The following is a 25,085-nucleotide window of genomic DNA, read 5'->3' as shown; positions in this document are numbered from 1 at the left end:
CGTAAAATAATTCTTTCAATAAGGAAGTTCCCATGTCCCGTGCCGATTTTCGACTCTCTCTGGTCGTTCCCGTTTACAACGAGGAAGAGAGCATAGACGCCTTCATCAGCGCGATAGATACCGAACTGGCCCCGCTCAAAGACCAGCTTGAAATCGTGTTCGTCAACGATGGCAGCCGTGACCGCACCCGTGAGGTGGTCGAGCAGGCCATCGCCCGGGATCCCCGTGTGACCCTGGTCAACCTGGCCCGCAACTTCGGCAAGGAAGCGGCCATGACCGCCGGCCTGCACCAGGCCAAGGGCGACGCCATCGTCCCCATGGACGTGGACCTGCAGGATCCCCCCTCTCTCATTCTGGAGTTCGTCAAGCTGTGGCAGACCGGCGACTATGACACCGTCTACGGCATCCGGGTGGATCGCAGCGCCGATACCCCGATGAAACGCCTGACCGCCGGTGGCTTCTACCGCTTCTTCAACGCCCTCTCCACCAGCACCAAGCTGCCGGAGAACGCCGGTGACTTCCGCCTCATCGATCGCAAGGTGGTCGAGGCCATCAAGCAGTTGCCGGAGCGCAACCGCTTCATGAAGGGGCTGTTCGCCTGGGCCGGTTTTCGCGCCGTCGGCGTCCCCTACGAGCGCCCGGCCCGCCATGCCGGCGAAACCAAGTTCAACTACTGGAAGCTGTGGAACTTCGCCCTTGACGGCCTGATGAGCTTCTCCAGCTGGCCGCTGCGGGTGTGGAGCTACATCGGGGTCGGTGTCTCCTTCATCGCCTTCCTCTATATCCTCAAGATCATCACCCAGGTGCTCTTCTTCGGCATCGACGTGCCCGGTTACGCCTCCCTGATGTCGGTTATGCTGTTCCTCGGCGGCATCCAGCTGCTGTCGCTGGGCATCATCGGCGAGTACATCGGCCGCATGTTCGTCGAGGTGAAACAGCGCCCCGTCTACCTCATCGAAGGGGTCTACGGCCAGTACGCCAAGCAGGATGAAGAGCAGAAGCAGGAAGTGCCCACCACCAGCAAGAAGAGCGCTGGCAAGAAGGCCGCCGCGAAAGCCGCTGATGATCAGCAGGAGCAGGCGTCTCAATGATCTCCCGCGAGGAATTCTGGCGGCTGGTTCGCTTCGGTTTTGTCGGCGGGGGGGCCACCCTCGTCGATCTGGGTACCTCCATCGCCCTGTTTCATACCTGGCCGGCCATCTCCGAGCACCTGGTCACGACCCTGGCCTTTGCCGTGGCGTTCTGGTTCTCGTTCTTCGGCCATCGCTACATCACCTTTCAGAAACAAGGTGCCGCCAGCAAGTTCCTGCTGGTTGCCCTCTTCTCTCTGGCGGTGCGTAACCTCATCCTGAGCGGTTTGCTGTTTGCCGGTCTCTCCGGCCTGTTGCCGGTGGTGATCGCCACCCTGACCGTCACCGTGCTCACCTACGTTCTCTCCCGTATCTGGGTTTTTGCCTGATGAATGATATGACCAATACCGCCCCGTCAACCGGGGCTGCACTCCCCTATCGCCCGTCACTGCGCATCAGCGGCCGCGACTGGCTGATGATTGTCGCCGCCTTTGTGCTGAGCCGGGTGGCGCTCTATGGCATGGGCTATTTCGGCGTCCAGCTCTATGGCGCCACCGACATCGGGCCGCTGCAGGCCTACTGCCAGTTCGACTGCGTCTGGTTCCAGCGCATCATCGAGAATGGTTACGACCTCTATCCACGCTGGTTGAGCAAGGGCAATGCGGCGAACTGGGCCTTCATGCCACTCTATCCCATGCTGGCCGGCGGTCTCTCCAGCCTGTTTGACATGGAGAGCCTCATCGGCCTGATGCTGGTAGCCAACATCGCCTTCTTCATCAGCCTGCCCCTGATGCTGCTGGTGCTGCGCCAGCTCAAGCTGGGGGACGACACCGCCCGCTTCGGGGTCTGGCTGCTGGCCTTCTCCCCCTTCTCCGCCTATTTCGTCTCCGGCTATACCGAGCCCATGTTCATGGCCTTGATGCTGGGAATGTTCCTGTTCGCCTACCGCGAACAGTGGCTCATGGTCGCCTTCCTCGGCATCTTCATCTCCGCCACCCGCAACCTGGGGGTGATGATGGTGTTCCCGGTGCTGATCCTGGCCCTGCAGGCCTACGGCTGGCGCGAGTTCTTCCGCTTCACCGAGCGCGCCTTCAAGGTGGTGTTCACCCTCTGGCTCATTCCCCTCGGCCTCTTCTCCTACATGGTCTATCTCTATCACCTCACCGGGGATGCCCTGGCCTTCAAGCACATACAGGTGGCCTGGGGCCGCTATATGGACAGCCCCCTGGACTGGTGGCTGAGCGGCTTCGAGCTGGGGGGGCGCAAGGCCTATCTCTCCATCATGGTGATCTTCGGCTGGTGCCTGAATGGCTACCTGTTCAGCCAGAAACGCTGGGCCGAAGCGACCCTGATGTTCATCTGCTGCACCATCCCCCTGATGACCGGTCTCAACGCCATGCCCCGCTACATGTTCGGCCTCTATCCGACTCTGCTGGCCATCGTGCTGCTGGCCCATCGCTGGCCTGCCATCCGCCCTGCGGTGCTCTGCATCAGCGGCATGGTTGCCTCCTTCATCGCGGTGGCCTTCGTCAACTTCAAGTTCTTCACCGTGTGACGCCACCCCGAATGCCTACAAGCCGGTCAACTGACCGGCTTTTTTCATGGCCGCGACACCCGGTTCACACTTTTCCATTCTTGAAAACGTAACCATTTGAACTGACGTCACAAATCGGTATTTTACCGGTCCAAGCCTGCCCCAGCGCGCCCTAGAATGAGTGCCTCAACGGACCCTGCTCCTCACACTCTGCTCAAGGAATGGCTTATGCGTCTCTCTTCGCGCCCCGCTCTTCGCCCATCACCCCTGTGGCTGGCCGTGCTCGCCACACCGCTGTTCATCGGTCAGGCGATGGCCGCCCCCGAGGTCTATCTCCATGTGGATGGCAAACCGGTGGCCGAGGCGCTGACGCTGGACAAGGGCACCGTCACCCTGACCCACAGACTGGACAAGGGGAGCCACCAGATCCGCATCAGCGATGCGGGCAACAGCTGCGGCACCAGCTTCGGGCCAACCGAGGCCAGGCCCCTTCCCTTCGGCACCGCCCAGCCCATGGACAAGTGCAACAAGGGGACAGACTTCCATCTGAGGGTGATGCTGGCGGGGGACTACGAGTTCACCTTCAACCCCGATACCCCCAGCCTCAAGGTGTTGCGGGCAACCAAAAAGAGCGAGTTCAAACGCCAGCCTCCGGAAGAGCCCTGCATCAGCTGGGATGGCGGCCCGGTCACGACATCACTCAAGGGAGTCTGGCCCGACGGCACCCGGTTGCGGGATGCCTACTCGGGACAGGAAGCCGTGGTCAAGGGCGGCAAGATCACCCTGACACCGAGCAAGGAGAGCGGCGGCCTGCTGCTGCTCGAGCCGGTCAAGGCCGCCAAGCCTGCTCCCTTTAGCTGGGATCAGGCGAGCGTCTATTTTCTGCTGACCGACCGCTTCCACAACGGCGATCCCGCCAATGATCACAGCTTCGGTCGTCAGAAGGATGGTCAGGACGAAGTGGCCACCTGGCATGGCGGTGACTTCAAGGGGCTGACCGAGAAGCTCGACTACATCAAGCAACTCGGCATCAACGCCATCTGGATCACCCCCATGGTGGAACAGGTCCACGGCTTCATCGGCGGTGGCGAACAGGGGAACTTCCCCTTCTACGCCTACCACGGCTACTGGGCGCTCGACTTCACCAAGATAGATCCCAACTACGGCGACGAAGAGAGCCTGAAAACCCTGGTGGACGAGGCCCACAAGCGCGGCATGCGGATCATCCTCGACGTGGTGATGAACCACGCAGGCTACGCCACCCTCGCCGACCTGCAGGATCTGGGGCTCACCGATCTCACCCAGAACACCGGCAAACTGCCGAGTCGCTGGAACGAATGGCGCCCGAGCGGCGGCCTCAACTGGCATGGCTACAACCAGTTCATCGACTACCAGTCATCCCACTGGGACAAGTGGTGGGGCCCTGACTGGGTGCGGGCCGGCCTGCCCGGCTACCCGCAACCCGGCACCGACGACGTCACCGGCTCGGTGGCGGGACTGCCGGACTTCCTGACCGAATCCACCAGATCGGTGGGGCTGCCACCGCTGCTCGCTGCCAAAAAAGACACCAGGGCCAAGGCCCTGCCCAACGCCACCGTGAGCGATTACCTCATTGCCTGGCACACCGACTGGGTGCGCCGCTTCGGCATCGACGGCTTCCGTGCCGACACCGTCAAGCACCTGGAGCCCGCGGTCTGGGCCAGGCTCAAGCAGGCGGGCACCGACGCGCTCAAGGAGTGGAAGGCCGCCAACCCGGGCAAGGCCCTCGATGACCTTCCCTTCTACATGGTGGGCGAGGTGTGGGATCACGGGGTCGCCAAGGACTTCTGGTACCAGCACGGCTTCGATTCCCTGATCAACTTCGACTACCAGCGTGAATTCGCCCTGCCCCAGGCCCAGTGCATGGCGGGGGCAGAGCCCACCTATGCGAGCTATGCCAGCCGCATCAACCAGGATCCCGAGTTCAACGTGCTGAGCTACATCAGCTCCCACGACACCAAGCTCTTCTTCGGCGACTACCAGGACGTGGCGCTGCAACGGCGGGTGGCCAACAGCTTCATGCTGCTGCCGGGGGGCATCCAGATCTACTATGGCGACGAGTCCGGCCGGGGGCTTGCCAAGGATGGCGGCGTGTTCGATCAGAGCGTGCGCTCGGACATGAACTGGCAGGAGCTGGCGAGTGGCGAGAAGGCGGAGCTGGTCAAGCACTGGCAACGGCTCGGCCAGTTCCGTGCCGCCCACCCTGCCATCGCGGCGGGCAGCCACAAGAAGATTTCCGATGCCCCCTACGGCTTCGTGCGGGAGAAAGGAGAAGACAAAGTGGTCGTGGTCTTCGCAGGTCGGCAGAAATAGCGACCTGGCCTGAATAAAAAGGGGAGCCGATGGCTCCCCTTTTTTGTCTTGCCGACGCCCGCATCAATCAGACTGGCGGGCCGCCTTTGGCCACTGCAACCTCGCCCTGAGCAGGGTTTCCTGCCACAGGGGCCAGGCCAGCAAGGCCTGCTGATAGGCGCCAGCCTGACCGGGCAGCGAAATGCCATAGCTTGCCAGTCGATAGGCCATCACCGCATAGAAGGCATCCAGAATGCTCGCCTCGTCGAAATAGAAGGGCCCCCGCGCCTGGGACCAGAGGGTCTGCAACCGGGCCAGCTCGTCAATGACCTCCACCGGCGGTTCACTCTGGGTGGGCGCCCCCAGGAAGAAGGGCAGCAGGGTGCGGATCTGGCGAAAACCGGCGTGCAGCTCGGCGCACAGGCTGCGGGCCAGGGCCCGTTCGGCCTTGTCCACCGGATAAAGGTGACGCTCCGGGCAGCACTCGTGGAGATATTCGGCGATGGCCAGAGAGTCGTGAATACGCAGCTCACCGTCGTCGAGCCAGGGCACCAGGCCGGCGGGGGCCGTGCGCTTGAGCCGTTGCAGCTCCTTGGCATCTTCCAGATCGAAGACCTGCTCCTGCCACTTGAGCCCGCTCATGGCCAGCACCAGCGCCGTTCTCATTGCCCAGGTGGAGCCCGTGCCCACCGTCAAAACCAGGGATCCCATCGATTGCCTCCTGCATGGGTTGTTTACTGGCCATCCCGCCGGCCCCGTGGCACGACATCCGATGACCACCTCACATTTGCGTACTGGCGGGTTTGACCCACTTGGGTAGCAGTGCTAGTTTGATTTTTCAAAACAATCAGTTAGCAACAATGTGAGCTATGGACAGCCAATTTACCATCGTCATCGCAGATGACCACCCCCTGTTTCGGGGCGCCCTCTATCAAGCGGTGCACATGGCCATCGACGACGCCAGATTGCTGGAGGCTGACTCCATCGACAGCCTGAGCCACCTGCTCGATGAACATCCCGACGTCGACCTGCTGCTGCTGGATCTCAAGATGCCGGGGGCCAACGGCTTCGAGGGGCTGGCCTATCTGCGCGGACATCACCCGGATCTCCCCATCGTCGTGGTCTCGGCCTCCGAGGATCCCGCCATCATCCAGCAGGTGCTGCGCCTGGGCGCGCTCGGCTTCATTCCCAAGTCCGTCCCCATGAAAGAGCTGGTCAGCGCCCTCAATACGGTGATCGGGGGGGACAACTGGGTGCCGGAAGGCATCTCCCTCCATCCCGAGCCCGGCGAAGGGCCCGATTTCGCCACCAAGCTGGCCAGCCTCACCCCCCAGCAATACAAGGTGCTCATCATGTTGCGGGATGGCAGCCTCAACAAACAGATCGCCTGGGAGCTCAACGTCTCCGAGGCGACCATCAAGGCCCATATCACCGCGATTTTCCGCAAACTCGGGGTCAAGAACCGCACCCAGGCGGTCATCGCCCTCCAGCAGATGGATATCAAGGACAGTTGAGCCCCTTGCCACCATCAGAGCCCATATCACTCCGCCTTCCGCAAACTCGGGGTCAAGCACTGCCCCCAGGCGGTCATCGCCCTCCAGCTGATGGATATCAAGGACGACTGAGCTCGTCCCCGGCTGGCTTGTATCGAGCCAGCCCCCCTCCAACAGACTCTCTGGCCCCCCGCGGCAGCCGGAAACGGCCTCCCTGCACCATTTGCGGCTCGACAATTAGCACGGTCGTACTTTATGCTGCCAGCCCAGAGAGAGGAGAGCCGGATGAGCAAGGGACGTCTGACCCGCGACACCATTTTGCAGACTGCATTCGAGCAGGCGAGCCAGCAGGGGCTGGAGAGCCTCACCATAGGCTCCCTCGCAACGGCCTGCGAGATGTCAAAAAGCGGTCTGTTCGCCCACTTCCAGTCCCGTGACAACCTGCAGATCGCCGTGCTCACCCATTCCGCCGAGGTATTTCGGGAGCGGGTGATCCAGCCGGTGCGCCAACAGGGGCACGCCACCCAGCAGGAGAAACTGCTCGCCCTGTTGCAGGCCTGGCTGGCCTGGAACCAGAGTTTTGCCGGCCGCTGCATGTTCCTCGATGCCTGGACCTCCGCCCAGGAGGGTGAGGTCCAGCAGGCGGCACGCGAGCTGGTCCGTTTCTGGCTCGACTACCTGGCACGCCAGGTAGTGCAGGGGCAGGCCAGAGGGGAGTGGCGCAGCGATCTCGATCCCTGGCGCGCCGTCTATCGCCTCTATGGCCTCTATCTCGGGGATCAGGTGTTCCATGCCCTGGGGCTCAGCGAGGATCCGGCCCGCCACTTCTGGCCCGAGGTGGAACAATTGCTGGCCAGCTGGCGCTGACCCGACGGGCTCTTCATTTTAAAAAACCGCAAAAAAGCACGATCGTTCGCACACAAAAGACACAGGATGACCATGAGCAGCAAGATCTACTTCAACACACGCCGCTTCAGCCCGAGCAAGTTGCTGCTGGGCCTCGGCACCCGCCTGCATCACGTGCTCGCGCCCACCCACGCCAAGCGCACCGCCAGCAAGCTGTTGCTCACCCCGCAGCGGGCGACCCGGGACGTCGAAGCCCCGGCCGGCCTGGTCGAGCAGGCCATCCACACCAGTGAAGGGACCCTGATGAGCTACCGGCTCGGGCAGGGGCCGGTCTGGCTGCTTATGCACGGCTGGTCAGGCAGTGCCAGCCAGTTCTATCCGCTGATGAGTCACATCGCCGCCCAGGGCTATACGGCCCTCGCCTACGATCACCCTGCCCACGGCCGGAGCGAAGGGAACAGGGGTCACCTGCCCCGCTTCGTGCGCGCTTTCGACGAGATCCTCGAGCGGGTCGGCCCCGTCCAGGGCGTCATCACCCACAGCATGGGGGGCGCCGTCACCCTCAGCAGCCGTCACCCGGTAATCGATGCGCTGCCGCTGCTGCTCATCTCCCCGGTGCTCGACTACGTGCCCCAGCTCTATGGCATGGTGGCGCGCTCCGGCTACTCCATCCGGCTGTTCGATGCGGTGGTCAAGGAGATAGAACACGAATACCAGCACCCGCTCAGCACGGTTGACCCCCTTGGCCGGCTCGCCCGGCGCAGCGGCGCCGCCCTCATCGTGCACGATGAGGAAGACCGCTTCGCTCCCCATGGCGACTCCCTGCGCGCGGCCCAGGATGGCAGAACCCGACTGGTCAGCACCCGGGGGCTCGGCCATGGCCGTATTCTGGCAAGCCCTCCAGCCTTCGCCGCCTTCGATCAACTGAGCCAGACGCCCTTGGCAAACTGAAAATGAAACGGGCCGCAAAAATTGAGCGTGCGGCCCATTTTTATCCGGTATACAACGTCTTATAGTTGAATTGCGCGGTGGCAACCCGCCCTGGCGATCACGATAAGGCGCACCCTCATGGCCAGACCCAATACTGCTCTTCTGCTGACTGGTGGTGGTGCCCGCGCCGCCTATCAGGTCGGCGCACTCAAGGCGGTGGCCGAACTCTACCCCCGCAACATCGGCATCCCCTTCCCCATTTTGTGCGGCACCTCGGCGGGGGCTCTCAACATCACGGCGCTGGCGTGCTACGCCTCCTGTTTCCATCTGGGGGTGCGCAAGCTAGAGTGGGTCTGGCGACGTTTCGAGACCCACCACATCTTCGACTTCCACCCCTGCCAACTGCTGTGGCGCACCCTCTATCAGGGCTCGGCCGGCCTCATCACCCCCCAGAGCAACCGAGCCTTCCACCTGTTCGACAACGCCCCCCTGCGCCGTCTGCTGGATCAGCTCATCGACTATCACCGCATCGATGACAACATCCTCTACGGCAGCCTGGAGGCCATCGCCATCACGGCCTCCGACTACGATGACGGCCTCTCCACTACCTTCTTCCAGGGGCGGGCCGAACATCAGCCCTGGGAGCGCGCCAGACGACGTGGCCTGCGAACCCTGCTCACCTCGGATCATCTGCTGGCTTCGTCGGCGCTGCCCTTTGTCTTTCCCGCCACCCCCATCGGCGATCGCGTCTACGGGGATGGTTCCATCCACCAGCTAAGCCCGCTCAGCCCCGCCATCCACCTGGGGGCGGAGCGGATCCTGCTGGTGACCCTGGACTCCCCTCACAGGGAGAACCCGACGCCCCGCCAGGGGCACCTGACCAGCTCCAACATCGCGAGCCATCTGCTCAACACCGTCTTCTCCGACACCCTCAATTCGGATCTGGAGCGGCTCGGGCGCATCAACCAGACCCTTTCCCTCATTCCGGCACGGGAGCGCAGTCGGCTGAAACTGCGCCAGGTGGAGACCTGCGTGATCCGCCCCAGCCAGGATCTCGACCTCATCGCCCTCGAATACCTCCCACGGTTGCCGACCCAGCTGCGCCGTCTGCTGCGGGTGCTCGGGGTCAACGGCGAAGAGAGCAGCAGCCTGGCCAGCTTCCTGATGTTTGACCCCGGCTATTGCCAGCGGCTCATCAAGCTGGGATACCAGGACGCGCTGGATCACCGCCAGCGCATCGAGGCCTTCCTCGACCTGCCGGGCAGCGGGAGGCAGGAGCAGTTTCGCGAAGAGGCCTGAGGGGCCTTATCCCATGGCAAGGAGATCCTAGCGTCCCTCAAGCAGGCGCTGCTCGGCCTGTTCCATGGCCACGGCCGTGCCGAAAAGCACCAGGGTATCTCCCGCCGCCAGCACCAGCTCGCGCCTGGGATCCAGGCTGCGCTCCCCGCGATGAATCGCCTTGATGCGCACCTCTCCCAGGGCGAGATCCCGTACCCTGTGTCCCACCGCCCAGGCCTGGTCGTGCAGCAGCACGGGATGCAGCCGCTCGAGCAGTTGATCCGTCTCCAGATTGCCCGCACTCTTGCCGCCCCAGTAGAAACCGTGCAGAAAGCGATACTGGCTGCTGCGCTCGTGCTCCATGCGCCGGATCACCCGGCCGATGGGAATGTCGCAGTTGAGCAGCAGATGGGAGACCAGCATCAGGGCTCCCTCCTGGGATTCGGGGATCACCTCGAAGGCGCCGGCCTGCTTGTAGTGTTCGAGGAAGCTGTCATCCCGGGTGCGTACCAGCACCTTGATCTCCCCCGCCAGCTCCCGGATCAGCGTCAGCATGGCATCGACCCGCTTGCGATCGTCGAAGGTGATGATCACCAGCCGCGCCCGCAACAGACCGGCCGCCAGCAGGATGTCGCGCCGGCTGGCATCGCCGAACGCCACCTGCTCCCCCGCCAGCTTGGCCTCGCTCACCCGCTCGGGATCGAGATCCAGGGCCAGGAAGGGGATCTCTTCGAGCTTGAGAAAGCGGGCACAGGTTTGGCCGGTGCGTCCGAACCCGGCGATGATGACGTGCTGGTGTTTGCTCAGGCCCGACTGGGCCACCTCGGCGCGAGAGAGCAGGGCACTGTCGGTGAGGGAGTGGGCAAGTCCCAGCGCCCGCAACACCAGCCAGGGGGTGAGGGCGATGGAGATGACACCGATGCCGATGAGCAGAGAGACCAGCTGGTGATCCAGCAAGCCGTGATGACTCGCCAGCGCCAGCAGCACAAAACCGAACTCCCCGACCTGGCTCAACATGATGCCGGCGGCCATGGCGTCGCGCTTGCGCTCCCCCATCAGGCGGCCCGCCAGCAATATGAGCAGCGACTTGCACAGGATGAGCCCCGTCACACAGGCCAGCACCTGCCACCAGGCGTCCGCCACCAGCGCCCAGTCCATGGTCATGCCGATGGTAATGAAGAAGAGCCCCATCAACACGTCGCGAAACGGCTTGATGTCCACTTCGAGCTGATGACGATAGTGGGACTCCCCCAGCATCATACCCGCCAGAAAGGCACCGAGCGCCATGGAGAGCCCCATCCACTGGGTCAGGGAGGCCGCCAGCAATGCAACCAGCAGGGCACTCAGTACGAAGAGCTCGTCTGAACGTGCGCGCGCCACCTCGAAAAACAGCATGGGCAGCAGCCACTTCCCCACCGCCAGCAGCACGGAGAGCGCAAACAACCCCTTGAGGGAGGCCCAGGCCACCTCCGCCAGCAGGGCGCTGCCCTGCACCTCGGGCTGGGCCAGGATGGGGATCATCACCAGCAGGGGCACCACGGCAAGATCCTGGAACAGCAGCACGCTCACCCCGAGCTGGGCTCGCCGGGTATGGAGCTGCTTGAGCTCGCCGAGCTGCTTGATCACCACGGCGGTGGAGGAGAGCGCCAGGGTGCCTGACACCACCAGCGCCTGGGCCAGGCTCAGCCCCCACCACCAGCCGAGCCCGAAAAACAGCAGTGAGGTGAGCAGCACCTGCAGGCTGCCGACCCCCAGCACCAGCTTGCGCATGGCGAGCAGACGCGGCAGGGAGAACTCGAGCCCGAGGGAGAACATCAGGAACACGATGCCAAGCTCCCCTATGGTCTGCATCATGGCCTGACCCGTGACGATGGCCACGCCATGGGGGCCGAGCAGCATGCCGGCAAACAGATAGGCAAGGATCACCGGCTGGCCGAGGCGCCGGAAAATGGCCACCAGCACAACGGCGAAGATCAGCAGGATCAACACATCGGCGTACACCCATCCCTCTCCTTCATCTGCCCGGCACCCTCTTCCCCGGAAGCACAGCGCCCGCTCCCCATATGGCACGCCACTCGCTCAGCGGCAGGGATTTCCCCTCCCGTTTCATCCCGTTAAGCCTAGCCAGCCCCCTTGTTTTTCATCGGACATATTTTAGGCACAGGGCTTGCAAGAGCCTGTGCAATGAATGGAGAGGTGTAAGGGCTGTAACGTGGAAAACACATCGTCATTGAACGGCTTCGGACATGGCATAGAGCAGTGGGTACAGCAGATGGAGCGGCTTGCGCCCTTGACCGGGCAGGACCGCTATCAGCAGATCGAGCAGTTGCTGGGGCAACGGGATCTTGACGCCCTGCTGGCAATCTTTGCCGAGCGGGTGGCAAACATTGTCCGGATCCACTCGCTCCAGTTCGACTGTGGCCAGCCCCATCCCCTCATCTCGCACCCGCCCCAGGCCAGGCTGACCCTGCATGCCTATCGCTTCGAGCTGCGGGGACGACACGAGCAGTTGCTCGGCCAGTTGCACTACGAGCTGGAGCACCCTCTGAGCGACGGCCAGAGGCGGTTGCTTGAGCAATATCATCAGCTGTTCAGCCTCCCCCTGCCCCTCTACTTGCGGCTGGATCGGCTGGAGCAGCAGGTGCGGCTCGACCACCTGACCGGGCTTGGCAATCGCGCCTACTTCGACGAGGCCATCGGCCGGGCGGTGGAGCAACACAGCCGGGAACCCCACGGCCTGGTGCTGGTGCTGCTGGATCTCGACAGATTCAAGCAGGTCAATGACACCTGGGGCCATCCGGTGGGCGACCTGGTGCTAAGCCGCTTCGCCCAGTTGCTGCAGGGGTGCATTCGCGGGACGGATCAGGCGTTTCGCCTCGGCGGTGACGAGTTTGCCCTGCTGCTGCAACCCGCGGACCCCGAGGCCTGGCGCCCGGTCTGGCTGCGGTTGCAACATGTGCTCCACAGCCACAAGGAGCTCAGCGCCTTCTCTGTGGGGTGCAGCCTGGGAGCCGCCAGCTGGCAGTCGGGCATGGATGTGCAGCGCCTCTACGAGACGGCCGATACCCATCTCTACGCCCGCAAGAAAGCCGGGGGCTCCGGCCTGCCCGAATAGGGCATCCCCCTTCCCCTCCCGGCCCCCTGTCACTCTGCGATGTCAATCCGCATCCTGGGGGACGGGGGGCCGCCACTCCCACGCCACCCCCTCTTCTGGCGCCAGAAATCCGTCGCAGACAAAGAGCCCGGCCACCAGTGCCACCTGTTCACCGTAGTAGAGGATGGGAATGCGCCCCCGCTGCCAGGAGGGCACCCCGTACTCTTGCAGCAGCTTCTTGAGCCGCCGGCTGCCCACCCGCCCCACCGGTTTCAGCATGACGCCGGGGGCGACCTGAAAACGCACCGAGAGCGGCTCGTCCCCCCTCGGTGTCCGCAACCCTTCGCCATCCGTTCTCCAGAGCCTGAACTGCCCGAGCCCGTCCGGCAGGGTGAGCGTCTCTTCCATCCCGATGGGCAGCACCTCCTCGCGGGGGGCGAGATCCGGCGCCACCAGGTACAAACGCCCCTGATAGCGGCGGCACGCCAACCCTTGCAGGCTCAGCCTGGGGTTGGCGTCATCGCGCGCCAGCGCCACCTCCTGCCACAGCAGGCCCAGCAGCTCGCGGGAGGGCATCTCTCCCCCCTGGCGGCGGATCCAGTGGCGCAGCAGGTTGTTGCGCCGCACGGGGGAGAGGGAGAGGAGTCCGTCAATGCGCAGCCCTTCTCCCTCACCCACCGCCTGCCAGTCCGCCTCGGCCAGCTCGCTGATGAGCGCCTCCTGCTCGGCGCACAGGGCCATGGTGCGCGCCGTCGTCCGGGCCATGGCGGGCCAGCGGTCCTTGAGCAGGGGAATGATCTGCTGGCGCAGGAAGTTGCGGTCATAGCTCGGGTCCTCGTTGCTCTCATCCTCAACCCAGCCATAAGGAAGTGACTGCGCGGCTTGCGCCAGCTCGGCCCGGCTCATGTCGAGCAAGGGGCGCAACAGATGGCCTGCGGCAAAAGGCTGGCTCGCCACCATGCCCGCCAGTCCGCGCAGACCGGCACCCCGCTTGAGCGCCAGCAGCAGGGTCTCCAGCTGATCATCCTGATGGTGAGCGGTGAGCAGCCACTCCCCTTCCCCCAGGTGGGCGGCGAGTCGCTCATAACGCGCCGCCCGCGCCTGGGCCTCCAGGCTCTCCCCGTTGCCCCGACAGAGCTGCACCCGCTCCACGATGAGGGGCACCGCCAGTTGCCGGCACACCCCTTCGCAGTGAGCCACCCAGTGGTCGGCATGTGGGCTCAGGCCGTGATGAACGTGCAGGGCGTTCAGGGCGAGGCCGTGGGCACGGGCAAAACGGGCCGCCAGCACCAGCAAGACGGTGGAGTCGAGCCCGCCGCTGAAAGCCACCAGCAGACCGCGGGAACCTTCCGGCGCGGGCAGGGTCTGACAAAAACGAGAATAAATACGAGAAATCATAGGCTTCCCCAATACGACCAGGCCGATCTTAGCAGAGTCGGGCTTATCAAGCGCTAACCCGGCTGCTAGAGTGAATCGCTCCCTGCGTGGGCAAGGAAGCCATATAACCCGAATTGGAATAAAACCATAATGAACAACAAGAAACACATCCTGGCCACCCTCGTCGGGCTGGCCCTGCTGGCCGGTTGCAGTCAGGCACCGAGCCAACCGGACAAACACTCCGGCCTTGCGCTGGCCAACATGGACACCAGCGTCAAGCCTGGTGACGACTTCTTCCGCTACGTGAACGGCCACTGGCTCGCCACCGCCAAGATCCCCGATGACAGGCCCGCCGACGGCGCCTTCTACCTGCTGCGGGACAAATCCCTGGCGGACGTGCGGGTGCTGGTGGAGGGGCTGGATGGCAAGGCCGCCGCCGGCACCCCGGCCCAGCAGATCCACGACCTCTACCAGAGCTATCTGGATCAGGCCGCCCGCAACGCCAAGGGCACCACGCCCCTGCTGCCGATGCTGAGCAAGATAGAGCAGATCAGCACGCCGCAGGATCTCGCCCGGGCCTTCGCCCAGAGCGCCCGCACCGGTGGCGGCTCCCCCTTCGGTTTCTGGATAGACGCCGACGCCAAGGCCCCTGACAGCTATGCCGTCTACCTCTACCAGGCCGGCCTCGGCCTGCCGGATCGGGACTACTACCTCAAGCGCGACCCCAACAGCCAGGCGCTGCTGCACAAGTACGAGCAACACATCGCCGCCATGCTGACCCGCTTCGGTGAGACGGATGCCCAGGCCAAGGCGAAACGCATCCTGGCCCTCGAGACCAGGCTCGCCCAGATCCAGTGGGACAATGTGGCCCTGCGAGACAGAGAGAAGAACTACAACAAGGGACCGGTGAGCGAGCTGGGGCGCCTCGCCCCCGCCATCGACTGGGACGCCTACCTGGCCCAGGCCGGCCTTGCGGGGCAGCAGAGCCTGGTCATCGGCCAGCCCACCTATCTCTCGGCCCTGAACGAGGTGATGCAGCAGACCCCGGTCGCTGACTGGCAGGCCTACCTCAAGTGGCAGCTCATCACCGATTACGCCCCCTACCTCGACAGCCAGACCGATGCCCAGAATTTTGCCTTCTTCGGCACCGCTCTTAGCGGCACTCCCAAGCAGCGCGCCCCCTGGGAGCGGGCCCTCGGGGTGCTGGACAACAACCTGGGGGAGGCGGTGGGCAAGCTCTATGTCGAGCGCTACTTCCCGCCAGCGGCCAAGGCCCGTATGGAGCAGCTGGTGGAGAACCTGCGCACCGCCTACGGCCAGAGCATCCAGGAGCTGGACTGGATGTCCCCGGCCACCAAGACCCAGGCCCTCGAGAAGCTCGCCAAGTTCAGACCCAAGATCGGCTACCCGGACAAGTGGAAGGACTACAGCGCCATCACCATTCGCCCCGACGATCTGGTGGGCAACCTGCAGCGGGCCCGCGCCTTCGAATACGCCGACAACCTGGCGCGCCTCGGCAAGCCGGTCGATCGGGACGAGTGGCACATGTCGCCCCAGACTGTGAACGCCTACTACAACCCGAGCAACAACGAGATCGTCTTCCCGGCCGCCATTTTGCAGCCCCCCTTCTTCGACATGACGGCGGACGATGCAGTCAACTACGGCGCCATCGGCGGGGTGATCGGCCACGAGATGGGCCACGGTTTTGATGATCAGGGGGCCAAATCCGACGGTGACGGCGTGATGCGCGACTGGTGGACGCCGGCGGATCTCAAGGAGTTTCGCTTCCGCACCAGCCGGCTGGTGGCCCAGTACAACCGCTTCGAGCCCATCAAGGGCCAGTACGTCAACGGCCAGTTTACCCTGGGGGAGAACATCGGCGATCTCGGCGGCCTCACCATCGCCCACAAGGCCTACCTGCTCTCCCTGGATGGCAAGGAGGCCCCGGTGCTGGACGGTTTTACCGGCGAACAGCGCTTCTTCCTCGGCTGGGCCCAAGTGTGGAAGGGCATGTATCGCCCCGAGCTGATGCAGATGCTGCTCGCCTCGGATCCCCACTCGCCGCCGGAATACCGGGTCAACGGCGTGGTACCGAACATCCCCGCCTTCTACGAGGCATTCAAGATCCAGCCCGACGACAAGCTCTATCTGGACCCGGCCAAACGGGTCAAGATATGGTGATGACAACCCGGGCAGGGGGCGGCCGACCAGCGGCCCCCTGCCCGCTTCCGACGTGGCAGGGAAGCGTCCCCTGCCCGTCACAGACACACAAGCAGCAACAAGGGTCCTCTCCATGAAAGCCTTATTCCTTACTCTCGGCCTGCTCACCCTGCCCCTCGCCAGCCAGGCGGCGGACGGCTTCTTCAAACAGCTGACACTCCCCTCCGGCCAGGTGGTGACCGTCAGCGAAGGGCGCGGCGAGCCTGCCTCCACCGGCAGCTACGACGTGCGCTTCTACTCCGGTGCCAACCCCCAGTTTCCGCTGGATCAGTTCATCGACGGCAAGGTGCTGCCGCGCGATGGCAGCATCAAGGAGCTCAAGCTGCTGGATCTCAACGGCGACAAGCAGCCTGAAGTCATCGTCGTGGTGGAGAGCGCCGGCAGCGGCAGCTACCTGAGCGCCGACGCCCTCACCATCAATCCCCAGGAGGGGCTGGAGAGCTTCAACCACGTGGAGGGACTGGCCCCCAGTGACGATGTGATTGAGGCCCTCAAGACTCCCCGCGACTGACCCCCCACGCCCCGTATCACGGGGCGTTTTTTACCCCGCACCTCCCGATGCGGTGCCCACGGCCCCCACAGGGCGGATAGACGACTGTTTTTTTCTGTGCCTATAATCGCCGCACCGTGCCATCACGAAACACAAGGAGGTAAAAAATGGTTATCCAAGCGTGTCCGATGTTCTCGGCTCGCCTGTTCGGCACATTCAAGTGCTCTTGCCTGCATACCATCGCGCTGCGATAGCGGGTTCGAGCAAAGCCGACTCCCTTCCATACCGAGACCTTTCTCGACTCTGCCGTTGTCGCCAGCGCTCCTGATGACAGGGATTTCCCATCCCGCGATTTAAGAGAGCAAGAGCATGACAACCCTGATGAGTACCCATTCCCTGCAGATGAGTGCGGGGCACCTTCCCTTATTTGATCACCTCGAACTCGGCATTCGCGCAGGCGACCGACTCGGCCTGATTGGCGCCAACGGCTGCGGCAAGAGCACATTGCTCGCGCTGCTGGCGGGCGAGCGCACGCCCCAGGCCGGCCGGGTCGTGCAGGCCGCCGCCTGCCGCTGCGAGTTCGTGGCCCAGCAACTGCCCGCCGGGCTTTCCACCCTCAGCACCCGCGCCGTGCTGCTGGATGCACTGGGCAACGACCCCGCCGCCGAATGGCAGGTGGACAAGCTGCTGGCCGAACTGCAGCTGGAGGCCCAGGCCACATTGCCGGTCAGTGCACTGAGCGGTGGCCAGCACAGCCGGCTGCAGATAGGGCGCGCCCTGCTGCGTCAACCCAACCTGCTGCTGCTCGATGAGCCCAGCAACCACCTGGACTTGCCCGCCCTGCTCTGGCTCGAGCAGTTTCTGCTGGGCTGGCGCGGCGCCTTCGTGCTGGTTTCCCACGACGCTCGCCTGCTGGACAGCGTCACGGATCAGACCCTGATCCTGCGAGACGGCCAGTTGCACCGCTTCGCCCTGCCCTGCAGCCAGGCCAGGGCGGCGCTGGCTGCCGAGGATGAGCAGGCCCGCCTGCGCCGGGCGGACGAGCAAAAGGAGATAGACCGCCTGAGCGCCAGCAGCAAGCGCCTCGCCATCTGGGGGCGGGAGCATGACAACGAGAAGCTGGTGCGCCAGGCCAAGTCCATGGAAAAACGCATCGCCCGCCTGCAGGAGGAGCAGAGCCAGGTGGCGGCGCTGGCCCCCTGGCGGCTCGAGCTGCGCGGAGTGAGCCTGCCCGCCGACACCCTGCTGCGGCTGGAGGCCCTCGACGTATCGCCGGCACCGGCACTGCCGCCGCTGCTGCGTGCCGAGGGGCTCTGGCTGCGGGCGGGAGACAGGGTCGCCCTGCTCGGTGCCAACGGCACCGGCAAGTCCTCCCTGCTGCGCCAGTGCTGGCGCGAACTGGCCGCGCAGAGCCTGCAGGCGGGCTGGTACTGCCACCCCGGCGCGAGCATCGCCTATTACGATCAGTCCCTGCAGCAGCTGGCTGACGACGCCACCCTGAGCGACGCGCTGTACCCCCTGGCCCCTCTGCCTGAGGTGACGCGGCGACAGGCGCTGATCCGGGCGGGCTTCCCCTATGTCCGCCACGGCCAGCAGGTGCACACCCTGAGCGGGGGCGAGCGGGCACGGTTGCTGTTCCTCGCCCTGTCCCTCGGCAGCCACCACATGATCTGGCTCGACGAACCCACCAATCACCTGGATCTGGCGGGCAAGGAGGAGCTGGCCGACGCCATTGCCGCCTTCCCGGGGGGTGTGCTGCTGGTCTCCCACGACCGGGAGCTGATCGAGCGCAGTTGCAACCGCTTCTGGCTGATAAAGGACGGGCGCATCCAGGAGGCCCACTGTGCCGAACGGGCCTATGCCGAGCTGCTGGGCGATGCCCCCTTGCTGCAGGCGGGCAGCCCGGCTCAATCAGGTGACCCGCAGACTGCGGCCGCCACGGGGGATGACGAAGAGGCGCTGCTGGCGCGCTGGTATGAGCTCGATGCCCTGCTCGCCGCCGATTTGGCCCGCAAGCCCAGGCACCAGACCCCGCGCCTGCAGCAGCAATGGCGTGACGAGCTGGCGCGCCTGGCCGAGCGGCTCGGGTTTGCCTGACGCCAGCCCGGATCATCCATCTCTTGTTACGCAACACACGCGGCCAGCCACGGCTGGCCGCAAGGAGTCATCATGACATCAGCACCACCCCACATCAGGCTGGATCCCGTCACCGACACCGATCTGCCCCATATCTTCCGCGGCCTCTCCGATCCCCGGATCGTCGCCTACTACGGCGTCAGCTACGACAGCCTGGCGGCATGCCGGGCACAGATGAATTGGTATGCCGAGCTGACCCGCACCGGCCGTGGCGCCTGGCATCTCATTCGCGACCGACTCTCGGGCGAGCCGCAGCGGGCCATCGGCTACAACGATGCCGACCCGACTCACCGGTGTGCCGAGCTGGGCTACTGGCTCTATCCCGAACACTGGGGCAAGGGGGTGATGAGCGCGGCGCTGCAACTCTGGCTCCCGCTCACTTACCGCACCACCGACCTGCACCGGCTGCTGGCAGTAGTGGAGGAGCCCAACCGCCCCTCCGCCTGCCTGCTGGAGCGGGCCGGTTTTCACTACGAGGGCACGGCGCGGGAGTGCGAGCGCAAGGGGGATGGCTTCATCTCCCTGCGCCACTACGCCATCTTGCGCAGCGACCTGCCCGCCAGCCTGTGACCCGCAACAACAAGCCCCGCGCTGCGGGGCTTTTTTTCGGGAGTTACTTGATGGCGCAGACACCCTCATCGGACGCCGAGCGGCGGCGTCTGCGCCGCCACAGGGAGAAGCCGCCATACCCCAGGCTCAGCACAAGGGCATAGAGCACCTGGGTGGCGAGGGCCAGCAGCACCAGGGTGCAGAGCAGCACGCTGAGGCCCGCCAACCCCTTGCCGGTCCCCGACAGCAAGCGCCAGCCCGCCGCCATGCAGAGCAGATAGACCAGCACGAAGTTGCCGTTGGCGTAGCGGATCAGCGCATCAAGGGGCAGACGCAGCCAGAGGATCAGGGTGATGGAGACGAAACAGATGGCGAGCACCCAGGCAAGGGCATGCAGGGGAGCGCCCCGGGCCGAGAGGCGAGAGAGGGAGACCGGCAGTTTACCCTCCCGCGCCATGCTCCAGATAAGGCGCGCAAAACCTTGCAGGTAGATGTTGATGCTGGCGAAGCAGGAGAGATAGCCCAGCACCGCCACCAGCCACTTGGCGGTGGGGCCGAACAGCAGGGAGAGCAGGGCCGGAATGGCGATGGCATTGGTCGCCTCGTCCCCGTAGAGGTCATATTTGAGCACCACCAGCGAGTGCACCCAGTAGATGAGCCCCGCCAGCAGCACGCCCCCCAACAGGGCAAGGGGGTAGTCCCGCTCTGGCCGCTTGAACTCCTCCCCCATGTGAGCGAAGGCCTCGAGCCCCACGAAGCACCAGAACATCACCGCCAGCGCCGATCCCATGGCGGGCCACTCGCTCGCCGTTGGCAGAGGCTGGGCGGCATCGCGCCAGCTGAGATCCCCCTTGAACCAGATGAGCAGGGTGAGCCCCAGGATAGCCAGGGCAATGAGCAGTTGCAGATTGCCGGAGGAGCGCGCCCCCCGCAGCCCCAGCAGAAAGACCCCGAGCAGGGTGAGCAGCTGGATGCCCCAGAGGGTCCACTCCCCCATGTCGAACAGGGCGTGCCAGAAACCGGCGGCGATGGTGAGGGCGGCAGGCAGGCCCACCGGCAGCACCGCCAGAAACAGGAAAGCAGAGAAGCGCTCGGCGCCGTTGCCAAAGGCGAGGCCAATCAGATGGGGGGCGCCACCCGCGTGGGGATATCGCCGCCCAAGGCGGGCGAAGGTAAAGGCGATGGGCAGCACCAGAGCAATCAGCAGCAACCAGGCCCACAGCGACGCCCCTCCCGCCAGCGAGGCGGCGGTGGCTGGTACCACGAAGATCCCGGTACCGAGCAGGGAGGTGGCGAGCAGCCCCATCCCCTGCCAGAGCCCGAGATCCTTTTTCAACCCAGACATATCCTGTTGTCCCGTCTAGAAAAACATCCCGCCATGTTAGGCCGCCACCACCGCTTTGTTAAGCATTTGTGCCCATAAAAAAACCGCCCCGGGGGGCGGCTTTCTCACAGGGATGAACGCTGTCATCAGGCAATCAGCTTGTAGATGATGCCGGACATGGCGATGAGGCCGATGAGGGTGACGAAGCCGTTGCTGAGGTTGCCGGCATATTTGCGCATGGCCGGTACCTTGGCGATGGCGTACATCGGCATCAGGAAGAGCAGCATGGCGATGATGGGGCCGCCCAGATCTTCAATCATGCCGAGGATGCTCGGGTTGATGGTGGCCACGGCCCAGGTGGTCAGGATCATGAAGACCGCGGTCACCTTGTTCAGCTGCTTGACGTCGACGTTCTTGCCCTTCTCGCGCAGGGACTTGGCCATCAGGCCGTTCATGCCCTCTTGCGCACCCAGGTAGTGACCCAGGAAGGACTTGCTGATGGCAACCATGGCGATGAGCGGTGCCACGGTGGCGATCACCGGGTTGTCGAAGTGGTTGGCCAGGTAGGAGAGGATGGAGATGTTCTGCTCCTTGGCCGCCGCCAGGTCAGCCGGGGAGAGGCTCAGCACGCAGCTGAACACGAAGAACATTACCGTCATCACCATCATGACGTGGGCGCCCAGCAGGATGTTGCTGCACTTCTTCTCGGCGTTGGCGCCGTAGCGGCCTTTGTTGTCCACCGCGAAGGAGGAGATGATCGGGGAGTGGTTGAAGGAGAACACCATCACCGGGATGGCCAGCCACAGGGTCTTGATGAAGTCGCCATTGAAGGCCTCACCCAGCGCAGGGGCTTCGGTGATGATGGCACCGTTCCAGTGCGGGATCAGGTAGAGCGCCAGGCCCATCAGGGTGACCACGAACGGGAAGACCAGCACGCTCATCGCCTTGACGATGACCTGGCCGCCCAGGCGAACGATCGCCATCAGACCCAGGATCAGCACCAGGGAGAGGATGGCACGAGGAGGTGCCGTAATGCCCAGCTGGTGCACCATCAGGCTCTCGACGGTGTTGGTGATGGCCACGGAGTACATCAGCAGGATGGGGTAGATGGCGAAGAAGTAGAGCAGGGTGATGAACTTGCCTGCGGTCTTGCCGAAGTGCTCTTCTACCACCTCGGTGATGTCGCCGTCACGGGTGGAGCCGGACAGCACGAAGCGGGTCAGGCCACGGTGGGCGAAGAAGGTCAGCGGCAGGGCCAGGATCAGCATGGCGACCAGCGGCCACAGGCCACCGACACCGGCATTGATCGGCAGGAAGAGGACACCGGCGCCGATGGCGGTACCGTACAGACCCAGCATCCAGACCACGTCGGCCTTGTTGATGCCACGGGAGGAGGCTTTGCTCAAGCTGCCTTCAACTGCAATGTTCATGTCAGACATAGGGGTGTTCCTGTCATCAAGGAAAGTGGGATCTTAACTTGTCAGTGGGCCTGGGCCCGGTTCCTTTCCCTGGAACTCCAGCTATTCGTCCTGTTTGTTCCTCCGCCCCGGCCATCCGGCCGCCACTCCCTGTGGCAACCTGATTGCAACAAACACGGGCGGGGAGTCGTAATACAGAGGGGATCGTGCTCGCTCGTTAACAACGGGATAACGCTCACCTCATCCGATGAGATGACTCTAGTTAAAAGGCCCTATTAATCACAGCGTTTTTTTGAATTAATCAACCAAAGTTTGATTGGAATCGCCTTTCCGTCGCTTCAGATCACACTTGAATCGCCATATTGCGATTTTTTTTTAACATATAAACTTTTTGGTGTGATCCACCTCACCCTTGAAGCGCGCAACAATTTCGTCACAACCCCCTCGTTGCCCCCCGATTGTCTCCCGTCGCCCCATGGCGTACCCTTTGTGTCCGCCCCTTTTCTGCGTACCGACCATGACCCTCTCCCGCACCGATCTCGCCGAGCTGGCCGTGTTTGCCGCCGTCGCCCGTCACCGCAGTTTCAGCAAGGCTGCCCTCGAGCTCGGGGTCTCCGCCTCGGCCCTGAGTCATGCCCTCAAAGGGCTGGAGAGTCGCCTGGCCGTCAGACTGCTCAATCGCAGCACCCGGGCCGTGGTGCCGACCGAGGCGGGCGAACGGCTGCTGGCCCAGGTGCTGCCAACCCTGGGGCAACTGGAGGCGGCGCTGGCGGAGCTGACGCGCCACGCGGGCGAACCCGTGGGCAGGCTCAGGCTCTGTGCCCCCCGAGCCGCCATCCAGGAGGTGCTGGCCCCGGTGCTCATCGACTATCTGGTACGCTACCCGCGCATGCAGGTGGAGGTGGAGGAGCTGGAGCTGATGCCCCGCCTCATCGAGGATGGCTACGACGCCGCCCTCTTCTATGGCGACCTGCTGCCCCAGGAGATGATCTCGGTTCCCCTGGGCCCGCAGCAGCGCTATCTGGTGGTGGGCTCCCCCGACTATCTGGCACGGCGTGGCACCCCTCGCCACCCCTCGGATCTGCGCCAGCACGACTGCATCGGTTATCGGCTCACTCCCCATCACCACTATCGCTGGGCCTTTGCCGCCAAGGGGGAACTGCTGGAGATCGAAGTGACGGGCCCGCTCACCACCAGCACGCCCGCGCTCTACCTGGGGGCGGCCGAGGCGGGGCTCGGGCTCGCCTACTGCCATGAAGGGGAGGTGTTCGACGCCCTGGCATCGGGGCGGCTGGTAAGCGTGCTGGATGACTGGAGCCCCAGCTTTGCCGGGTTCAACCTCTTCTATCCGGGCCGGCACCAGCTGGGGCAAGGGCTGCGAGCCCTGATCGACATGCTGAAGGAGTATCACAGGATCCGTTGATTGATGAGCTGTATTCAGCAATTCATCAAATGAAAGCCTGATTATCAATTAATCCATAAGAAACTAGACTGTCTGCTCGATTCCGGCCCTTTTCCCGAGTACAGATATGTCCGCCTACTTCCGCCTGCGTCAACGGGCCATGGCCCGCCGTTTCTGGGGCTATGCCCTCCCCTCCGTCATGGCCATGCTGGTCTCCGGCGCCTACTACCTGGTAGACGGCATCTTCGTCGGCCACTACGTGGGGGCCGCCGGCCTTGCCGGCATCAACCTGGTCTATCCGGTCATCATGGTGCTCATCGGCCTCGCCGCCATGATCGCCATGGGGGCCGCCACCGCCATCTCCTTCCAGCAGGGCGCCAGGAACCTCGCTCTGGCCCGCCAGGCTCTGGTCAGCGCCCTCTGGCTGCTGCTGATCCTGGGCACGGTAGCGCCGCTGCTGCTGCACCACTGGCACACCGATATCCTGCAGGCCCTGGGAATGGCCCCCGGCACCGACACCTGGCAGCAGGCCAGCGACTACCTCACCTGGATTGGCGGTGGCACCCTGCTGCTCGCCAGCAACCTGGCGGTGCCCTACCTGCTTCGCAACGACGGCCGCCCTCGCCTCGCCATGGTACTGGTGAGCGGCGGCGCCCTCCTCAACATCCTGCTCAACTACATCATGGTGGGCCGGCTCGGGCTCGGCCTCACCGGCACGGCCCAGGCCACCCTCCTCTCGGAGGCCATGGTCAGCCTGCTCGGCCTGGGGTACTTCTTCACCCGCCACGCCCGGTTGCGGCTGACCTGGCGCCAGCTGGTGCCCCGCTTCCCGGCCATGCCCGGCCTGCTCTTCACCGGGCTGCCGAGCCTCATCGCCCAGTTCAATCTGGGGCTGCTGTTGCTGCTGCACAACAGCCAGCTGATGGTGCACGGCACGGTCAAGGATCTGGCGGGCTTTACCGTGGCGGGATACACGGAGGCGGTCTTCATCGTCATCCTGCAGGGACTGGCGTTTGGCATCCAGCCCCTGGTGAGCCAGGCAGCGGGGGCCGGGCGCCATCGCGACCTCCAGTTCCTGATGGCGATGGGGCTCAAGATCACCCTGGTCTATGGCCTGGGGGTCTGGCTGATTGTCCAGCTGCTGCCGCAGCCGGTCGCCATGCTCTACACCGGGGATCAGGACGCAGAGCTGCTCGCCGCCGCCATCAGCAGCCTGACCCTCAACCTCGCTGCCCTGCCCCTGGAGGGGATCGTCATGTTCGGCATCGTGCTGTTGCAGGCCATGGCCCGCACCCGCCAGGCCCTCGTCATCTCCGTGGCCAAGACGGTGCTGCTGCTGCCCCTCATCTTCCTGCTGCCCCTCTGGTGGGGGCGCGACGGGGTCTTGATGGCCCAGCCCGCCACCGTGCTGCTGCTGACGCCCCCCCTGTGCTGGCTGCTGTGGCGGGAGTGGCGGGCCCTGAGCCCTGCCGGAGGGCGTGCTTCCATCCCCATGCACCGGGCGCTGACCGCCCCCTGAGGCCCGCCCCGGCGTCCCCCCACAAACGTCGCCCATAAAAAAGTCCCCGCATGCGGGGACTTTTTATTGGAAGC

20 protein-coding genes are annotated in these 25,085 nt (G+C 64.4%); 15 read left to right on the top strand and 5 right to left on the bottom strand.

Translation table 11 applies throughout. The annotated features are described in order from the left end of the window. Window positions 1–32: 32 nt before the first annotated feature. The 4 genes from I6L48_RS09415 to I6L48_RS09400 all read left to right on the top strand — a co-directional run bounded on the left by I6L48_RS09415 (window position 33) and on the right by I6L48_RS09400 (window position 4,956). Window positions 33–1,091, top strand: a complete 1,059-nt coding sequence (locus I6L48_RS09415; protein WP_010673440.1) for a glycosyltransferase family 2 protein — start codon at window positions 33–35, stop codon at window positions 1,089–1,091. Beyond that, complete coding sequence (locus I6L48_RS09410) at window positions 1,088–1,459, top strand: GtrA family protein (RefSeq protein WP_010673439.1); 372 nt, start codon at window positions 1,088–1,090, stop codon at window positions 1,457–1,459. Before I6L48_RS09415 ends, I6L48_RS09410 begins: the two co-directional genes overlap by 4 nt. Next, the gene (locus tag I6L48_RS09405; RefSeq protein ID WP_029313951.1) at window positions 1,459–2,625 is read left to right on the top strand and encodes a membrane protein; all 1,167 of its coding nucleotides are present in this window, start codon (window positions 1,459–1,461) and stop codon (window positions 2,623–2,625) included. Before I6L48_RS09410 ends, I6L48_RS09405 begins: the two co-directional genes overlap by 1 nt. 207 nt (window positions 2,626–2,832) lie before the next feature. After that, window positions 2,833–4,956: an alpha-amylase gene (locus I6L48_RS09400; RefSeq protein ID WP_216987999.1), complete on the top strand. Its 2,124-nt coding sequence runs from the start codon at window positions 2,833–2,835 to the stop codon at window positions 4,954–4,956. Window positions 4,957–5,019: 63 nt separating this feature from the next. Here I6L48_RS09400 and I6L48_RS09395 read toward each other — a convergent pair whose 3' ends face one another. Further along, window positions 5,020–5,646 carry a glutathione S-transferase gene (locus I6L48_RS09395; protein WP_010673436.1) on the bottom strand — a complete coding sequence of 209 codons (627 nt, stop codon included), beginning with the start codon at window positions 5,644–5,646 and terminating at the stop codon, window positions 5,020–5,022. 158 nt (window positions 5,647–5,804) lie between these two features. On the opposite strand from I6L48_RS09395, the gene I6L48_RS09390 reads away from it, so the two are divergent. The 4 genes from I6L48_RS09390 to I6L48_RS09375 all read left to right on the top strand — a co-directional run bounded on the left by I6L48_RS09390 (window position 5,805) and on the right by I6L48_RS09375 (window position 9,503). Further along, entirely contained in the window at window positions 5,805–6,449 is a 645-nt protein-coding gene (locus I6L48_RS09390) for a response regulator transcription factor (RefSeq protein WP_041214700.1), read from the top strand. 264 nt (window positions 6,450–6,713) lie between these two features. After that, window positions 6,714–7,295, top strand: a complete 582-nt coding sequence (locus I6L48_RS09385) for a TetR/AcrR family transcriptional regulator (RefSeq protein ID WP_042864251.1) — start codon at window positions 6,714–6,716, stop codon at window positions 7,293–7,295. Between the two features lie 72 nt (window positions 7,296–7,367). Then, window positions 7,368–8,225 (top strand): alpha/beta hydrolase, encoded by an 858-nt coding sequence (locus I6L48_RS09380; protein ID WP_113069829.1) that lies wholly within the window; start codon window positions 7,368–7,370, stop codon window positions 8,223–8,225. A 117-nt stretch (window positions 8,226–8,342) separates the two neighbouring features. Next, window positions 8,343–9,503, top strand: a complete 1,161-nt coding sequence (locus I6L48_RS09375) for a patatin-like phospholipase family protein (protein WP_042864253.1) — start codon at window positions 8,343–8,345, stop codon at window positions 9,501–9,503. Window positions 9,504–9,530: 27 nt separating this feature from the next. Here the strand turns inward: I6L48_RS09375 and I6L48_RS09370 are convergent, their stop codons facing one another. Then, complete coding sequence (locus I6L48_RS09370) at window positions 9,531–11,483, bottom strand: monovalent cation:proton antiporter family protein (RefSeq protein WP_042864254.1); 1,953 nt, start codon at window positions 11,481–11,483, stop codon at window positions 9,531–9,533. A 187-nt stretch (window positions 11,484–11,670) separates the two neighbouring features. Here I6L48_RS09370 and I6L48_RS09365 point away from each other — a divergent pair, with 187 nt between their 5' ends. Continuing rightward, on the top strand, window positions 11,671–12,597 hold the full coding sequence (locus I6L48_RS09365) for a GGDEF domain-containing protein (RefSeq protein ID WP_039039444.1): 927 nt from the start codon (window positions 11,671–11,673) through the stop codon (window positions 12,595–12,597). 42 nt (window positions 12,598–12,639) lie between these two features. On the opposite strand, the gene tilS is transcribed toward I6L48_RS09365, so the two are convergent. Beyond that, window positions 12,640–13,974 (bottom strand): tRNA lysidine(34) synthetase TilS, encoded by a 1,335-nt coding sequence (gene tilS / locus I6L48_RS09360; protein ID WP_128342573.1) that lies wholly within the window; start codon window positions 13,972–13,974, stop codon window positions 12,640–12,642. 129 nt (window positions 13,975–14,103) lie between these two features. Here tilS and I6L48_RS09355 point away from each other — a divergent pair, with 129 nt between their 5' ends. The 4 genes from I6L48_RS09355 to I6L48_RS09340 all read left to right on the top strand — a co-directional run bounded on the left by I6L48_RS09355 (window position 14,104) and on the right by I6L48_RS09340 (window position 19,369). Beyond that, window positions 14,104–16,134, top strand: coding sequence for a M13 family metallopeptidase (locus I6L48_RS09355; protein ID WP_216987998.1), 2,031 nt, complete (start codon window positions 14,104–14,106; stop codon window positions 16,132–16,134). Window positions 16,135–16,246: 112 nt separating this feature from the next. Further along, entirely contained in the window at window positions 16,247–16,684 is a 438-nt protein-coding gene (locus I6L48_RS09350) for a PliI family lysozyme inhibitor of I-type lysozyme (RefSeq protein WP_216987997.1), read from the top strand. A gap of 348 nt (window positions 16,685–17,032) precedes the next feature. Beyond that, window positions 17,033–18,760, top strand: a complete 1,728-nt coding sequence (locus I6L48_RS09345) for an ABC-F family ATP-binding cassette domain-containing protein (protein ID WP_216987996.1) — start codon at window positions 17,033–17,035, stop codon at window positions 18,758–18,760. A gap of 72 nt (window positions 18,761–18,832) precedes the next feature. Further along, window positions 18,833–19,369 (top strand): GNAT family N-acetyltransferase, encoded by a 537-nt coding sequence (locus I6L48_RS09340; RefSeq protein WP_216987995.1) that lies wholly within the window; start codon window positions 18,833–18,835, stop codon window positions 19,367–19,369. 43 nt (window positions 19,370–19,412) lie between these two features. Here the strand turns inward: I6L48_RS09340 and yjeH are convergent, their stop codons facing one another. After that, on the bottom strand, window positions 19,413–20,693 hold the full coding sequence (gene yjeH / locus I6L48_RS09335; protein ID WP_029313946.1) for an L-methionine/branched-chain amino acid transporter: 1,281 nt from the start codon (window positions 20,691–20,693) through the stop codon (window positions 19,413–19,415). Between the two features lie 125 nt (window positions 20,694–20,818). Next, window positions 20,819–22,111 carry an HAAAP family serine/threonine permease gene (locus I6L48_RS09330; RefSeq protein WP_029313944.1) on the bottom strand — a complete coding sequence of 431 codons (1,293 nt, stop codon included), beginning with the start codon at window positions 22,109–22,111 and terminating at the stop codon, window positions 20,819–20,821. Between the two features lie 496 nt (window positions 22,112–22,607). Between I6L48_RS09330 and I6L48_RS09325 the strand changes: the two genes are divergently transcribed. After that, entirely contained in the window at window positions 22,608–23,513 is a 906-nt protein-coding gene (locus tag I6L48_RS09325; protein ID WP_010673421.1) for a LysR family transcriptional regulator, read from the top strand. Window positions 23,514–23,619: 106 nt separating this feature from the next. Continuing rightward, the gene (locus I6L48_RS09320; RefSeq protein WP_216987994.1) at window positions 23,620–25,011 is read left to right on the top strand and encodes an MATE family efflux transporter; all 1,392 of its coding nucleotides are present in this window, start codon (window positions 23,620–23,622) and stop codon (window positions 25,009–25,011) included. Window positions 25,012–25,085: the final 74 nt, after the last annotated feature.

Source organism: Aeromonas sp. FDAARGOS 1418, from assembly GCF_019048585.1.
In the GTDB taxonomy this organism is placed as follows: domain Bacteria; phylum Pseudomonadota; class Gammaproteobacteria; order Enterobacterales; family Aeromonadaceae; genus Aeromonas; species Aeromonas caviae.
Note: the sequence above shows the minus strand (reverse complement) of the source record. Positions and strands in the feature narration are given on the sequence as shown.